The sequence below is a fragment of the Actinomycetospora chiangmaiensis DSM 45062 genome (assembly GCF_000379625.1).
Lineage (GTDB): Bacteria > Actinomycetota > Actinomycetes > Mycobacteriales > Pseudonocardiaceae > Actinomycetospora > Actinomycetospora chiangmaiensis.
Genome location: NZ_KB903243.1, coordinates 150222 through 165475 on the forward strand (window position 1 = coordinate 150222; position 15254 = coordinate 165475).

Below are 15254 nucleotides of genomic sequence, written 5' to 3' on the forward strand. Positions count from 1 at the left end.
GTCGGCGGGCCTCTTCTTTTGTCCGGACAAGCATTGCGATCAGCTTTTAGAGCGCTCTAAAATACTCGGAGCCAGCCCCACCACCCGCTTCGGAGGACCCCGATGGCCGCACCCACCGCCGTCGAGTACGACCCGTTCGACCCGACCTTCTACACCGCCGACCCGTTCGGGACGTACCGGTGGATGCGGGACGAGGCGCCGGTCTACTGGTCGGAGCGCTGGCAGTGGTTCGCCCTGACCCGATTCGACGACGTGCGCGCGGCGATCACCGATGCCGACCTGTTCCGCAGCTTCGAGGGCATGGACATCGACGACTCGCGGCTCGAGCAGGTGCCACCGGGCTCGATCGGGAGCATGGACAACCCGCGGCACGACCAGGTGCGCCGGGTCGTGCAGCCCTACTTCGTGCCGCGGCGGATCGCGACCATGGAATCGGGCATCCGCAGCGTGGTCCGCGAGCTCGTGGCGAACCTGAAGGGCCGCACCACCCTCGACATCGCCGACGAGCTCGCGTGGCCGATGCCCTTCGACGTCTTCTTCCACCTCATGGGCTTCCCGGGCCGAGCGGACGCGACCGACGAGCAGCTCGCCCGCCGCGCCCAGCTGGAGACCTGGACGCACGAGCTCAAGGAGCGCATCCCCGGCACGCCGCACCTCGGCCCGAAGGCCAAGGCCGCGACGGCCGGGGTGCAGCAGTACTTCATCGACGTGCTGAACGAGCGCCGTCACGAGCACCGCGACGACCTGCTCACGAAGATGGTCACCGCCGACATCGACGGCACCCCGTTCGTCCCCGACGACATCACGCCCGTCTCCGAGGTCAGCGGCCTCATGACGATCCTGTTCCTCGGCGGCGTCGAGTCGACTGCGGGTCTGACCGGCACGCTCTTCAAGCTGCTCGCCGAGAACCCCGACCAGCGCGCGCTGCTCCAGGCCGACCCGTCGCTCATCCCCGCCGCCGTCGAGGAGGCGATGCGCTGGGCGACCCCGCTGCAGCTCACCGCGCGCACCACCTCGCGCGACGTCACGCTGCACGGCGTCACACTGCCGAAGGGCGCGCGCGTCGTGCTCATCCCGGGCGCCGCCAACCGCGACGACCGCCGCTTCCCCGACCCCGACCGCTTCGACATCACCCGCCCGCCCGGCCGCCACGTCGGCTTCGGCGAGGGCGTGCACGGCTGCCTCGGCGCGCCGCTCGCCCGGCTCGAGGCACGCATCGCTCTCGAGGAGGCGCTGCCGCTGCTCGGTGACTACGAGCTCGACGGCGAGCCGACGTTCTACCCGAGCTCGCCGAACATGTACGTCTGGAAGCGCCTGCCGCTCCGGACATCGGGTCCGACGGCGACCGGGACCCGACGTCGGGAGGAGCGCACCGAGACCGAGCTCGAGGCGCTCGTCGTCGGGAAGGAGACAGTCTCCGACGGCGTCGTCACACTCTCGCTCGCCCTTCCCGACGGCGGGTCGTTCCCGGCCTGGGAGCCGGGCGCGCACACGGACCTGCTGGTTGACGGGGTCGCGCCGCGGCAGTACTCGCTCTGCGGCTCGCCGGGCGACCGGGAGACGTGGCGACTGGGCATCCTGCGCGAGGCCGACGGGCGTGGGACGTCGCGGCACGTGCACGACACGCTGCAGGTCGGCGACCGACTCCGCGTCCGGGGGCCGCGCAACAACTTCCCGCTCGCGTGCTCGCAGCGGTTCCTGTTCATCGCGGGCGGTATCGGGATCACCGCACTGCTGCCGATGATCGCTGCGGCCGACACGGCGGGGGCCGACTGGCACCTCGTGTACGGCGGGCGGCAGCGCGCGTCGATGGCGTTCCTCGACGAGCTGGCGCGCTACGGGGACCGGGTGACCGTCGCACCGCAGGACGAGGTCGGGCTGCTCGACCTGGACACGCTGCTCGGGACACCGCGCGAGGACACGCTCGTCTACTGCTGCGGGCCGGAGCCGCTGCTCGCGGCGGTCGAGGACCGGTGTGCGTGCTGGCCGGCCGGCGCGCTGCACGTCGAGCGGTTCAGCCCGAAGCCGATCGGCGAGCCGCTGCGGGCCGAGGCGTTCACCGTCGAGCTCGCGCGGACCGGGGTCACGCTGGACGTGCCGCCGGAGCGGTCGGTGCTGGAGGTGGTCGAGGAGGCCGGCGCGACCGTGGTCTCCTCGTGCGCCGAGGGCACCTGCGGCACGTGCGAGACCCGGGTGCTCGACGGTGTGCCCGACCACCGCGACTCGGTGCTCGACGCGGCGGAGCGCTCGCGGAACGATTGCATGATGATCTGCGTGTCCCGGTCCTGCACCGCGTCGCTGCGACTCGACCTGTAGCCGTGACCCGGCGCATCCGTCTCGAGGACGTCGCCGCCGAGGTCGGGCTGTCCCGGGCCTCGGTGTCGATGGTGATGCGCGGGGCGCCGGGGCCCTCGGCCGACACGGTGGAGCGCGTCCTCGCCGCGGCCGACCGGCTGGGCTACCGACCCGACCGCGCCGCCAGCGCCCTGGCGTCGCGACGCAGTCGGATGATCGGCGTGGTGCTGGAGGTGCGCTCGACCTTCCACGCCGAGCTGGCCGAGGAGATGCTCGCGGCCGCCGACCGGATCGGCTACGACCTGCTCCTCGGGCCGCGCACACCGCACCGCGACGAGGCGCGGGCCGTCGAATCGCTGCTCGACTCCCGGTGCGAGGCGCTCGTGCTGATCGGTACCGAGGCTCCGGTCGATCGGTTGGTGGCCCTCGACCGGCAGGTGCCGGTCGTCACGGTCGGGCGACGGATGCCGGGCGCGGAGCTCGACGTGGTGCGCCTCGACGACGAGTCGGGGGTGTCCGAGATGGTCCGCCACCTCATCGGGCTCGGACACCGTCGTATCACCTATGTCCGAGGCCATGACGTGGTGATCGCGGCCGACCGCGAGGCGGGGTACCGGCGCGCGATGGCCGAGGCCGGGCTGGAACCGCTGGTGCTCGCCGGCGGGAAGGACGCCGACGACGGGGTGCGGAGCGCTCGCGCGGTGCTGTCCGGCACGTGGCCGACGGCCGTCCTGCTCTTCAACGACCAGGCGGCGGTCGGCTTCATCGCCGAACTCCAGCGCGCCGGGGTCGACGTGCCGGGGCAGGTGTCGGTGGGCGGCTTCGACGACTCGCCCCTGGCGCGGATGGGCGCGGTCGCCCTGACGACCGTGCGCCAGGACGTCCCGGGACTCACCCGCCACACCCTCGACCTGATCGGCGAGCGTCTCGACGGCGGACGGTCCACACGCCGGGAGGTCGTGATCCCGCCGGAGGTCGTGGTCCGCTCCTCGACCGGCGCTCCCGCCGCGCCGCGCGAGCCTTCACCGGGGCGATGAGCCCTCGATCGGCTCACGTCACTCGTCGGTACAGCCCCGCACACGCACGGTCTGGTGACCGTCGGCCGACGCCCTACAACCTCGCCACGTCGCTCGCACTACTGAAGGTCCCGTCCGGCGCCCTGACCGCGGTCGGCGCACTGATCCTGATCAACGGCCAAGCAATTCCCGGCCTGACCTGGTCGTTCGGGTCCCAGCAGCAGATCCTGGCGTACGCCCTCGTCTTCGGCTACGCCCAGCAACTCCTCACCCGGCTCGTCGATCAACGCGCCAGCGAGCTGTCGTCGGGAATCCCGTCGAAGCACGCCCAGAGCGATGGAGCGCTGCGAGCTCCGAGCGCGGATCAGTAACTGGCCGGATTCTGGTGGTGATCGTCGTTCCAGCCACTCGTTCCCGACGACGGGTCGGGCCAGGCTGGGTGCCATGCGGATCGAGATCGTGGTGTTCGACGGCTTCGACGACCTGGACGCGTTCGGGCCGCACGAAGTGTTCTCACACGCGTCGCATCGGCTCGACGGATGGTCGTCGACGCTGGTCGGAGTAGACGCGCCAGGCACCGTGACGAGTGCGCACGGCGTGGTGCTGACCGTGTCCGAGGTGCTCGGGGAGCCCGACCTCGTCGTCGTTCCGGGCGGTGGGTGGTTCACGCCTGGAGCCGGTGCCCGGGCAGTGGCCGACCGCGGGGTGCTTCCGCAGCGGGTCGCGGACCTGTCGGATCGCGGTACGATCGTCGCCTCGGTCTGCACCGGGGCGATGATCCTGGCGGCCGCGGGCCTCACCGCCGGTCGACCCGCCGTCACGCACCCCAGCGCGATAGACGCGCTCGAGGCGTCCGGCGCGCTCGTGCGGCGGGACGCACGGGTCGTGGACGACGGGTCGCTGGTCACCGGTGGCGGCGTCACGAGCGGCATCGACCTCGCCCTGCACCTGATTGCCCGGGAGGCCGACCCGGAGACCGCTTGCACCGTCGCGGCGCACATGGTCTATCCGCCGCAGATCGACCTCGAGACTTCCGCGCCGGCCTGAGGGGTCGGGTTCCGCTCGGTGGGTCAGGTGCGGGTCGCCGGAGCGCGGGCGACATCGGGCAGCTCCGCCCAGAAGGCCTGCAGCGCCGCGGCGACCGGCGTCGGCGGCTCCTCGGGCCACCAGTGGCCGACGCCCTCCAGGTGCGCCATCCGTGCGCCCGACCGCTGCGCCGCCCACTCGTGCTGCACCACGGTCCCGCTGGCCCGCTCGACGGAGGGGCGGCTCAGCCCAGGTCGACCCAGGCCCGCTTGTCCATCGAGTGCGCGATCGCGTCGAGCACGCGGGCGGCCGCGAGGGCGTCGTCGATCGTCGCGCCGGGCGCCACGGCTCCGCCGCCGACGCCACGCAGGAACGCGTTCGCCTCGGAGACCTTGAGGTCGTCCAGGGACGTGGGGTTGCCGGCACCGGGCTGGAACAGGGCGAAGTCGCCGTCGCCCGGGGCGGCGGCCACCACCGAGCTCGCCTGGTCGACGTAGCCGTCGCCGGAGGAGACCAGCAACTCCCCCGGCCGCCGGAAGTCGAACGACACGAGGCCTTTCGTCCCGTGGATCTCGAACCCGTAGTCGTTCTGGTCGCCGACCGCCACGCGGCTGGCCTCGAGCTGCACGATGACGTCGTCGACGGTCCGGCCGAGCACGGAGACGTAGTCGAGGTTCTCGACGTCGCCGTACTCGTCGCCCCCGCGGGAGTACTGGCTCGCCCCCGCCGCTGCCACCGGGCGGCGAGGGATGAACCGCTCGCCGTCGGCGACGACGCTGCGCGGCTCGCCCACGAGGAAGCGGACGAGGTCGACGCCGTGCACGGCGAGGTCGTTCAGCACCCCGGACCCGCCCTGCGCCCGCGTGAACCGCCAGCTCAATCCGCCGTCGGGATGGGCGGCGAAGTCGGTGAGCAGACGGAAGCGGGCGTGTGTGAGCCGACCGATCGCACCCTCGGCGAGCAGCCGCCGGGCCCGGGCGATCGCGGGCACCATCCGGTAGTTGAAGCCGATGGTGGAGGTGACGCCGGCGGCGTGCACGGCGTCCGCGACCGCGGCGGTGTCCACTGACGTCAGGCCCACGGGCTTCTCGATCCACAGGTGCTTCCCGGCCTGCGCGACCGCCACGCCGATCTCCCGGTGCAACCCGTTGGGCGCCGCGACGCTCACCGCTCCGACGGCCGGGTCGTCGACCACGGAGCGCCAGTCGGTGGTGGCCCGCTCGAAGCCGTACCGCGCGACGAAGTCGTCGGCCGCCGCGGCGACGGCGTCGGCCACCGCGACGAGGCGTGGCCGGTCGGCGAGCGCCACGTGGTGCGGCAACCGCGCGTACGCCCGCGCGTGGAGGTGGCCCATCCACCCGGCCCCGACGAGCCCGATGCCGGTCACGGCGTCTCCCAGGTGACGGTCCCGAAGTGCTTCCCGACGAGGGCCGTGATCGTCTCGCGATCGCGGGACACCACGTCGAGCGCGCGCTCCTCCCACCCGAACACGCAGTGGGTGAGCGTGCCGTCGAAGCCCTCCGTCGCGAGCGCCGCGAAGACCTCGTCGAAGTCGACCTCGCCCGCGCCCATCGGCGCGTGTTGGTGCACCCGCACCGTCGACCCCGGCGGGTTGACGATGTAGCGCAGCCCGCCCGACGCCTGGTGGTCGAGCGTGTCGGCGAGGTGCACGTTGGTCACCCGCGCCCCGGCGTGGGCGATGATCCCGGCCGCGTCGTTCCCCTGGTGGAACGTGTGCGGGGTGCAGTACAGGAACGTGATCCAGTCCCGGTCCAGCCCGGCGATCATGTCGACGGCGGCGTGGCCGTCCTCGATGAAGTCGTCGGGGTGGGGCTCGAGCACGAGCCTGATGCCCTCGCGCTCGAAGTCCGGGGCCAGCTCCTCGAACGAGCGCAGGAACATGGCCTCGGCGTGCTCGGCGGCCTCGGGCCGCCCGTTGAACTCGGTGTTGATCGTGTCGACGCCGAGGTCGACGGTGATGCGGATGGCCCGCCGCCACGCCCGGACGGCGGCCTGGCGGGCCTCCTCCGACGGCCCCGACCAGCGCAGGACGGGCAGCACCGACGAGATCCCGACGCCTGCGTCCGCGGCGCGGCGACGCAGGGTCGCGACCGTCGCCGAGTCCACCCGCGGGTGTGCGAAGAACGGGATGAAGTCCTCCTTCGGGGAGAGCTCCATCCACTGGTAGCCGGCGCGGGCGACGGCGTCGGGCAGGTCGACCACCGGCGTCGTCCGGTGGAACATCTGCGCATCGAGGGCGAGCTTCATCGCGCGTCCATCCCGGTCTCCACGCGGACGCCCTTCACGACGGCGGCCACCCCGGCCTCGCAGATGGCCGCGGCCGCGTAGCCGTCCCAACTGCCCGGGCCGTCGACCGCGTCGCCGCCGGAGGCGATCCCGGCGCGGGCGGCGTCGGCCCAGCGCTGCATCTGGTCGTCGTAGGCCTGGCCGAAGCGCTCGACGAAGCCGGGCGTGATCGTGCCGCCCCAGGTACCGCCGGGGCGCTTCACGACGACGTTCTGGTCCAGCCCGATGGTTGCCGAGCCGCGCTCGCCGACGAGCTCGGTGCGCACCTCGTAGGCGACCCCGGTCCGCACGAAGATCTCGATGGTCACCAACGCGCCGGATACGGCCTCGAACAGCACGAGCATCGGGTCGGACGTGCCGGCCGGAGCGGTGGAGGTCGGACGACCCTTGACCACGCTCACCGCGGCGATCTCCTCGCCGAGCAGGAAGCGGGCGGTGTCGGCCTCGTGGACCACCGAGTCGCGGATCATGAACTGCGAGTCGAAGAAGTTCGGCACGTCCGGATTGCGGTGCGTGCAGTGCAGCATCAGGGGCGCGCCGAACTCGCCGGCGGCGATCATGCGCTGCAGCCGGGCGTACTCGTGGTCGAAGCGGCGCATGAAGCCGACCTGGATGAGACGGCGGCCCAGGTCCGACTCGCGGCGGTACACCTCGAGCGAGGTGGACGCCTCGACGGTCAGCGGCTTCTCGCACAGCACGGGCTTGCCGGCCTCGAGGCAAACGAGGACCTGCTCGTGGTGCGCGGCGCCCGGGCTCGCGAGCACGACGGCGTCGACGTCGTCGGCGCGGATCGCCTCGAGCGGGTCGGCGACGACCCGGGCGCCGACCGGGTCGCCGACACGGTGGGCCTGCTCGTCGACGAAGTCGCTGACGACGGTGACCCGGGCGCCGCGGGTGCGGCGCGAGAGGCTGTCGACGTGGAAGGCGCCCATCTTGCCGACGCCGAGGACGGCGACGCGGAGGTCGTCGGGAGACGCAGCGGAGCTGAGCTCGACCCTGGGGCTGGTCATGGGGTGTCTCCTTCCTAGGCGGTGGTGAGGGCGGCGGGGCCGACGGCGACGGCGCCGCCGCAGCCGGCGAGGTAGGTGCGGGTGCGCTTCGCGATGGGGAGCGGCATGTCGGGCGGGCAGGGGTACATGTCCTGCTCGACGATGGCGAAGACGTCCGGGTTGACCGGGAGGACGGCCTCCTCCACGGCGGCGAGCACGTCGGGCATCGACGGCACGCCGAGCGGCGGTTCGATCATCGCGCCCGCGCGGACGGCGTCGGGGAAGGGCAGGTCCTCGGCCTCGACGCGGGCGACGATCGCCGGGTCGACCTGCTTGAGGTGCAGGTAGCCGATGCGCTCCGGGTAGGCGCGGATGATCGCGACGTTGTCGCCGCCGTAGTAGGAGACGTGGCCGGTGTCGAGGCAGAGGTTCACGTAGCGCGGGTCGGTCGACTCCACGAAGCGCTCGATCTCGCGCTGGTACCCGACGTGCGAATCGGCGTGCGAGTGGAACTGCACGCGCAGCCCGTACTCCTCGAGCACGCGGCGGCCGAGGGTGTCCATGCCCGTCGTCAGGCGGTCCCAGGAGGCTGCGTCGAGCTCACGGGGCTCCTTCGGCGCACCGGTCTTGTGGTCACGCCACGGCTCCGGGATGACGACGAGGTGCTCGCCACCGACCGCGCGTGTCAGGGACGCGACGTCGGCGACCTGGTCCCACACGTGATCCCAGGAGTCGGGCTGGTGCAGGTGCTCGAACACCGTGCCGGCCGACACCGACAGGCCGTGCCCGCGCAGGGCGTCGGCCAGTGCGATCGGGTCGGTCGGCAGGAAGCCGTACGGGCCGAGCTCGATCACGTCGTACCCGGCACCGGCGACCTCGGCGAGGAACCGCTCGGGGGTCGTCTGCTCCGGGTCCTCCGGGAACCACACGCCCCACGAGTCGGGGGCGGAGCCGACGCGGATGCTGCTCACTGCGATCTCCTCGATGAGTCGGGGTCGGGGCTCGACGCCACCGGACGGGAACGACGCTAGGCAGCCGCACCCGTCGTCGTCAACGCTTTGTACAGACAATATAAGGATGTACTTAGAGCGCTCCAGGCATGCGCTGACGGCGAGGTGCACGTCGTGCATCCCGGGACGCGCCGGAAGCCATGGCCGCTTCCGCAGCTCCCATCGCCAGGAGGCTCGCGGACGCTCCTCCCCCACGAGGGCGTCTCGATCGCGTTCCCGCGACGGCGGGTGCTCCTCATCCCGCCGTCGGGCCGCGGGGTCAGGCGTTGGTGGGGAAGCCGAGGTTCAGCCCGGCGTGGGACGGGTCGAGCCAGCGGGTGGTGATGACCTTGCCGCGGGTGAAGAAGTGGACGCCCTCGGTGCCGTGGGCGTGGGTGTCGCCGAACAGCGAGTTCTTCCAGCCGCCGAAGGAGTAGTAGGCCATCGGCACCGGGACCGGCACGTTCACGCCGATCATCCCGACCTCGACCTCGTTCTGGAACCGCCGTGCCGCGCCGCCGTCGTTGGTGAAGATCGCGGTGCCGTTGCCGTACGGGTTGGCGTTGATCAGGTCGACGGCCTCGGTGTAGGAGTCGACGCGCACGACGCTGAGCACCGGGCCGAAGATCTCGTCGGTGTAGACGGACATGTCGGTGCCGACGTGGTCGAGCAGCGTCGGGCCGACGAAGAAACCCTGCCCGTCGGCGTCGAACTCGCCGTTGCGCCCGTCGACCACGACCGTCGCGCCCTCGCGCTCGCCCGCGTCGACGTAGCCGGAGACCCGGTCCTGGGCCGCCTTCGTCACCAGCGGGCCCATGTCGCAGGACCGGCGTCCGTCGCCAGTGCGCAGCCCGCGGGCCCGCTCGGCGATCTTCCCGACCAGGGTGTCCGCGCAGTCGCCGACCGCGACGAGCGCCGAGATGGCCATGCAGCGCTCCCCCGCGGAGCCGAAGCCGGCGTTGACGGCCTGGTCGGCGGCGAGGTCGAGGTCGGCGTCGGGCAGCACCACCATGTGGTTCTTCGCGCCGCCGAGGGCCTGGACGCGCTTGCCGTGCGCGGTGCCGGTCTCGTAGATGTACCGGGCGATCGGGGTGGAGCCGACGAAGCTGATCGACCTGACGTCGGGGCTGGTGAGCAGCCCGTCGACGGCGACCTTGTCGCCGTTGACGACGTTGAACACGCCGTCGGGCAGCCCGGCCTCCCGCCACAGCTCGGCCATCCACAGCGCCGCCGACGGGACCTTCTCGCTCGGCTTGAGCACGACCGTGTTGCCCGCCGCGATCGCGATCGGGAAGAACCACATCGGCACCATCGCCGGGAAGTTGAACGGCGAGATGATCCCGACGACCCCGAGCGGCTGGCGGACCGAGTGCACGTCGACACCGGTCGAGGCGTTCTCCGTCGACCCGCCCTTGAGCAGGTGCGGCATGCCGCAGGCGAACTCCACGACCTCCTGGCCGCGGGCGACCTCCCCGGCGGCGTCGGAGAGGACCTTGCCGTGCTCGGCGGTGATGAGCTCCGCGAGCTCACCCGCCCGGGCGTTCAGCAGCTCCCGGAACCGGAAGAGGATCGAGGTGCGCCGCGCCAGCGAGGTGTCCCGCCACGCAGGGAAGGCCGCCCTCGCCGCCGCGACCGCGTCGAGGACCTCCTCGGCCGAGGCGAACGGCACCCGCGCACTCACCTCACCGGTGGCGGGGTTCGTGACGTCGCCGTAGATCCCGCTGCCACCGGGGGTGGCCCGGCCGCCGATCCAGTGGGTGAGTTCCGGGACGCCGCCGTCGGTGGGGGTGGTGGCGGTCTCGTCCAGCGTGCTGGTCATCTCGTATCTCCGAATCAGTGCTTCTCGGCGGGCGCGAGGAAGGGCCGCTGCCTCGCCTTGTTGGCGTCGTAGGTGGCTCGGGCGGACCGGGTGGAGGCGAGCGTGGCGGTCTCGCTGACCGGTACGTCCCACCAGGACCGAGAGTCGGGTGCCCCGATCAGCGGGTCCGTCTCCACGTGGATGACCGATGCGTGGTCCTCGGCCTTCGCCGCGGTCACCGCTGCGGCGAACTCGTCCGCCGTGCGGACGCGGCGGACCGGCACGCCCAGCGACTCGGCGTTCGCGGCCAGGTCGACCGGCAGGTGCGGGCCGTCGAGCCGACCCGACGACGTGCGGTAGCGGTAGCTCGTGCCGAACCGCTGCGAGCCGAGCGACTCGGAGAGGGCGCCGATCGAGGCGAAGCCGTGGTTCTGGACGAGCACCACGATGACCTTGAGGTCCTCCTGCACGGCGGTGACCAGCTCGGTGGCCATCATCAGGTAGGAACCGTCGCCGACCAGGACGAACACGTCGCGGTCGGGCGACCCGAGGGCGACGCCGAGGCCTCCCGCCACCTCGTAGCCCATGCAGGAGTAGCCGTACTCGACGTGATAGCCCTTCGGGTCCCGCGTCTGCCACAGCTTGTGCAGGTCGCCGGGCATGGAGCCCGCGGCGCACACCACGACGTCGCGGGGGTCGGACAGGTCGTTGACCATGCCGAGGACCTCGCCCTGTGTCAGCAGGCCGTCGGCACCGGCCGGGGTCTCCGGGTGGTAGGTGGCGTCGACGGTCGCGGCCCACTCCGCGTCCAGGGCGCGGTACCGCTCGACGTAGGACGCGTCGACCGTGTGGCCCTCGAGCGCAGCGGTCAGTGCCTCCAGCGTCTCGCGCGCGTCGGCCACGACGGCCACGCCCGAGTGCTTCACCGCGTCGATCGGCGCCACGTTCACGTTGACGAAGCGGACGTCCGGGTGCGCGAAGGCGGTGCGGCTCGCCGTCGTGAAGTCGGAGTACCGGGTGCCGATCCCGATGACGACGTCGGCGTCCGCGGCGACCGCGTTGGCCGCGGTGGTGCCCGTGGAGCCGATCGCGCCGAGGCACTGGGGGTGGTCCCACGCGAGCGTGCCCTTGCCGGCCTGCGACTGGCCGACGGGGATGCCGGTGGCCTCGCAGAACGCGCCGAGGGCCTCGACCGCACCGCTGTAGTGCACGCCGCCGCCGGCGACGACGAGCGGCACGCGCGCGGAGCGGATCACCTCGGCGGCCCGCGCGACGGCGGACCGCTCCGGGACCGGGCGGGCCACGTGCCAGGTGCGCTCGGCGAACAGCTCGACCGGCCAGTCGTGGGCCTGGGCCTGCACGTCCTGCGGGAAGCAGACGGTGACGGCGCCGGTCTCGGCCGGGTCGGTGAGCACGCGCATGGCCGAGAGCAGCGCGGCCGGCAGCTGCTCGGGGCGCCACACGCGGTCGAAGTACTTCGACACCGGCCGGAAGCAGTCGTTGACCGTCACGTCGCCCGAACCCGGCAGCTCCAGCTCCTGCAGCAGCGGAGAGGCGGCGCGGTCGGCGAACGTGTCGGCGGGGAGGAGCAGCACCGGCAGCCGGTTGATCGTCGCGAGGGCGGCGCCGGTGACCATGTTGGTGGCGCCCGGGCCGACGCTCGTCGAGACGGCCCAGGTGCGCAGCCGGTCCTGCGTCCGGGCGTAGGCCACCGCGGTGTGCACCATGGCCTGCTCGTTGCGCCCGAGGACGTATCTGAAGGCGTCGGGCGCAGCGTCTCCAGCCAGCTCCGCCTGCAGCAGCGCCTGCCCGAGGCCAGCGACGTTGCCGTGGCCGAAGATGCCGAAGCAGCCGGCGAACAGCTTCTGCCGCACGCCGTCGCGCTCGGAGTACTGCGCGGCGAGGAAGCGCACCGTCGCCTGGGCGACGGTCAGCCGGACGGTCTCCACTACTGGCCTCCCAATCGGGCGTCGATGCCCTGGTCCGCCCACGTCTCCCGCACCCACGCCTGCTCGGGGTGGTCGGTGATCCGCCAGGCACGCTCCGGCCCGGGGCCGGCCATGACGTTGAGGTAGTACATGTCGTGCCCCGGCGCGGCCATGCACGGTCCGTGCCAGCCGAACGGGACGAGCACGGTGTCGCGGTCGCGGACCTCGACGAGCACGTCGATCTCGCCCGCCTCCGAGGTGGACGTGCGGTGGTAGCCGATGCCCGGGGTGCCGTGCGGCGAGGGCGCGATCTCGAAGTAGTAGATCTCCTCGAGCTCGGACTCGTGCGGGCCCGCCGTGTCGTGCTTGTGCGCCGGGTAGCTCGACCAGTTCCCGTTCGGGGTGATCACCTCGCACGCGATCAACGAGGCGGTCTCGAACACCCCGACGGTGCCGAAGTTGCGAACCTGCCGGCTGGCCTGCCCGGCGCCGCGCAGCTCGACCGGCACGTCGGCGGCGGGCGCGTAGCGGAACGGGAGCTGCCGGTCGGTGCGGGCACCGGTGAGCGCGAAGCGTCCCTCGCCGCGCACCGTGACCTCGGCGTCGACCGGGAGGTAGACGACGTCGGTGGCGCCGGCGAACACGCTCGACCGGCCCTGCAGCTCGAACGTCGTGCCTCCGAGGGTGACCGCGCCCGACGCCCGGCCCCTCCCCGTCGCTCCGCTCGCCCCACCGAGCGGGACGACGAACATCTCCTCACCCGCCGTCGCGACCCTCCGCTCCTCGCCGCGGGCGAGCGTGAGGATGCGCAACGAGGAGTGGCTCCAGCCGGCGACCTCGGGCGTGATCAGGGTGTCGAAGCCGTCGGCGGCGGTGCTTCCCGACGGGAGGTGGAGCTCGTTGCCGAGGACGGTGCGGGTCATGCCGCGGCCTCCTTCGGCGGCCGGACGAGCGACACGGCGGTGTCGACGGCGGCCGCGACGTCGTCGTCGGGCGGGTAGAGCAGGGAGCGGCCGACGACGAGCCCACGGACCCCGGGGAGCGCGAGGGCACGGGCCCACGAGGCGTAGGTGTCGTCGGGGTGGCCGGCCGGGTCGCCGCCGAGGAGCAGCGTCGGCAGCGTCGTCGCCGCCATGACCCGCTCCATGTCGTCGATCACGGGCAGCTTGAGCCAGGTGTAGGCGCTGGAGGCGCCGAGACCCTGCCCGATGTGCACGGAGCGGATGACGGCTTCGGGCGACAGGTCGTTGACCACGCGGCCGTCGACCCGGCGCGAGATGAAGGGCTCGACCATCGCGACGATGCCGGCGCGGTTGGCCTCGCTGACGACCTGCGCGCAGGTCTCGAGGGTGACCACGGTCGCGGGGTCGGCGAGGTCGATGCGGGTGAGCATCTTGATGGCCTCGAAGCCCGCGTCGACGGTGGCGGCCACGTCGTAGCCGGTGAGCCGGTCGTCCATCTCGAACGCCGAGCCGGCCAGGCCGCCGCGGTTCATCGAGGAGACCACGACCTTGTCCTCGAGCGCCCCGAGCAGGAGCAGGTCCTCGAGGACGTCGGCGGTGCCCAGGACCCCGTCGACGCCGGGGCGGGCGAGCGCGGTGACCAGCCGGTCGAGCAGCTCGGGGCGGCTCTCCATCGCGTCGGGGTTGCCGCGCACCGACAGCGCGCCGCGGGCGGGGTGGTCGGCCGCGACCAGCATGAGCCGGCGGTCGGTGGGCAGGAACGGCTGGCGCGCCCGAGCGGCGAGCAGCGCGCCGACGCGGCCCGGGTCGTGCGCCCGGACGTCGCGGAGCTCCGCGAGGTCGGACACGAAGGAGGGGGTCACGGGGTCACCGGGTTCTCGTTCGGGTCGCCGGCAGGGGCGAGCGGAGCGACGGGGTTCTGCTCCGCGAGGAGGGTGTCGATCTCGGCCGGCGTCGGCATGGCGGTGGAGCACTCGAGGCGCGAGGCGACGATCGCCCCGGCCGCGTTGGCGCGGTGCAGGACCTCGGCGAGCGGCCAGCCCGCGAGCAGACCGTGGGCCAGCGAGCCCCCGAAGCTGTCGCCGGCGCCGAGGCCGTTGTAGGGGGTGATGTCGAGCGGCGGGGAGACCACCCGCTCCGTCCGGGTCTTGGCGAGCACGCCCCTGGGCCCCTGCTTGACCACGGCGAGCGTCACCCCGGCGTCGAGCAACGCGTCGGCCGCCCGGTCCGGGTCGGTCTCGTCGACGGCGACCTCGCACTCCTCGCGGTTCCCGACCGTCACCGTCACCTGGCCCAGGATCTTCTGGATCTCGGCGCGGGCCTGCTCCGGGGACTCCCAGAACATCGGCCGGTAGTCCAGGTCGAGCACGGTGCGGCCGGGGCCACGGGCGGCGAGCGCCTCGTGGTGCGCCGAGCGCGAGGGCTCCTCGGACAGCCCGGTGACCGAGAGCCACAGGAGGTCGGTGCCCGCGATGGCGTCGCGGTCGAGGTCCGCAGGACGCACCTGCAGGTCCGGCGCGGTGGGCTTCCGGTAGAAGTACAGCGGGAAGTCGTCCGGCGGGAAGATCTCGCAGAAGGTGACGGGCGTGGCGTACTCGGTGTTCGTGACGACGTACCGGTCGTCCACCCCGAGCCGGTTCAGCTCCCGGCGCACGTAGCGGCCGAACGGGTCGTCCCCGACGCCGGTGATGATCGCGGCGCGGCGCCCGAGCCGGGCCGCGGCCACCGCGACGTTGGCGGTGGTCCCCCCGAGGAACTTGCCGAACGAGGTGACGTCCTCGAGCCCGACCCCGACCTGCAGGGGGTAGATGTCCACCCCGGCCCGGCCGAACGTCAGGACCTCGGGCGGCTCGACGGAGGCGTTCATGATGGCCCTCTCGGTGCTTCGTCGCGGCGGGTTCCGGCGTCAGGAGCGAACGGTAGGCCGGGCCACCGACAACGTCA

General features: G+C 72.7%; 13 protein-coding genes. 3 read left to right on the forward strand and 10 right to left on the reverse strand.

Features of this window, described 5'->3' with window-relative positions:
* The first annotated feature begins 102 nt into the window (after window positions 1–102).
* The 3 genes from A3CO_RS0120165 to A3CO_RS0120180 all read left to right on the forward strand — a co-directional run bounded on the left by A3CO_RS0120165 (window position 103) and on the right by A3CO_RS0120180 (window position 4358).
* Window positions 103–2316 carry a cytochrome P450 gene (locus A3CO_RS0120165; protein WP_018334056.1) on the forward strand — a complete coding sequence of 738 codons (2214 nt, stop codon included), beginning with the start codon at window positions 103–105 and terminating at the stop codon, window positions 2314–2316.
* A 2-nt stretch (window positions 2317–2318) separates the two neighbouring features.
* Window positions 2319–3332, forward strand: a complete 1014-nt coding sequence (locus A3CO_RS33385; protein WP_018334057.1) for a LacI family DNA-binding transcriptional regulator — start codon at window positions 2319–2321, stop codon at window positions 3330–3332.
* 423 nt (window positions 3333–3755) lie between these two features.
* A complete protein-coding gene (locus A3CO_RS0120180; RefSeq protein ID WP_018334059.1) occupies window positions 3756–4358 on the forward strand; it encodes a DJ-1/PfpI family protein in 603 nt (200 codons plus the stop codon).
* Between the two features lie 23 nt (window positions 4359–4381).
* Here the strand turns inward: A3CO_RS0120180 and A3CO_RS38300 are convergent, their stop codons facing one another.
* The 10 genes from A3CO_RS38300 to iolC all read right to left on the reverse strand — a co-directional run bounded on the left by A3CO_RS38300 (window position 4382) and on the right by iolC (window position 15177).
* Window positions 4382–4549, reverse strand: a complete 168-nt coding sequence (locus tag A3CO_RS38300) for a hypothetical protein (RefSeq protein WP_018334060.1) — start codon at window positions 4547–4549, stop codon at window positions 4382–4384.
* Between the two features lie 32 nt (window positions 4550–4581).
* Window positions 4582–5724 carry a Gfo/Idh/MocA family protein gene (locus A3CO_RS0120190; RefSeq protein ID WP_018334061.1) on the reverse strand — a complete coding sequence of 381 codons (1143 nt, stop codon included), beginning with the start codon at window positions 5722–5724 and terminating at the stop codon, window positions 4582–4584.
* Window positions 5721–6605: a sugar phosphate isomerase/epimerase family protein gene (locus A3CO_RS0120195; protein ID WP_018334062.1), complete on the reverse strand. Its 885-nt coding sequence runs from the start codon at window positions 6603–6605 to the stop codon at window positions 5721–5723. Before A3CO_RS0120195 ends, A3CO_RS0120190 begins: the two co-directional genes overlap by 4 nt.
* Window positions 6602–7654: a Gfo/Idh/MocA family protein gene (locus A3CO_RS33390; protein ID WP_018334063.1), complete on the reverse strand. Its 1053-nt coding sequence runs from the start codon at window positions 7652–7654 to the stop codon at window positions 6602–6604. The genes A3CO_RS0120195 and A3CO_RS33390 overlap by 4 nt, the downstream gene beginning before the upstream one ends.
* 14 nt (window positions 7655–7668) lie before the next feature.
* Window positions 7669–8604: a sugar phosphate isomerase/epimerase family protein gene (locus tag A3CO_RS0120205; protein ID WP_018334064.1), complete on the reverse strand. Its 936-nt coding sequence runs from the start codon at window positions 8602–8604 to the stop codon at window positions 7669–7671.
* Between the two features lie 298 nt (window positions 8605–8902).
* Window positions 8903–10441: a CoA-acylating methylmalonate-semialdehyde dehydrogenase gene (locus A3CO_RS0120210; protein WP_018334065.1), complete on the reverse strand. Its 1539-nt coding sequence runs from the start codon at window positions 10439–10441 to the stop codon at window positions 8903–8905.
* 14 nt (window positions 10442–10455) lie between these two features.
* On the reverse strand, window positions 10456–12369 hold the full coding sequence (iolD, locus tag A3CO_RS0120215; RefSeq protein ID WP_018334066.1) for a 3D-(3,5/4)-trihydroxycyclohexane-1,2-dione acylhydrolase (decyclizing): 1914 nt from the start codon (window positions 12367–12369) through the stop codon (window positions 10456–10458).
* Complete coding sequence (gene iolB, locus A3CO_RS0120220) at window positions 12369–13271, reverse strand: 5-deoxy-glucuronate isomerase (RefSeq protein WP_018334067.1); 903 nt, start codon at window positions 13269–13271, stop codon at window positions 12369–12371. The genes iolD and iolB overlap by 1 nt, the downstream gene beginning before the upstream one ends.
* Window positions 13268–14173 (reverse strand): class I fructose-bisphosphate aldolase, encoded by a 906-nt coding sequence (locus A3CO_RS0120225; RefSeq protein WP_018334068.1) that lies wholly within the window; start codon window positions 14171–14173, stop codon window positions 13268–13270. The genes iolB and A3CO_RS0120225 overlap by 4 nt, the downstream gene beginning before the upstream one ends.
* On the reverse strand, window positions 14170–15177 hold the full coding sequence (gene iolC / locus A3CO_RS0120230; protein ID WP_018334069.1) for a 5-dehydro-2-deoxygluconokinase: 1008 nt from the start codon (window positions 15175–15177) through the stop codon (window positions 14170–14172). Before iolC ends, A3CO_RS0120225 begins: the two co-directional genes overlap by 4 nt.
* Window positions 15178–15254 lie beyond the last annotated feature (77 nt).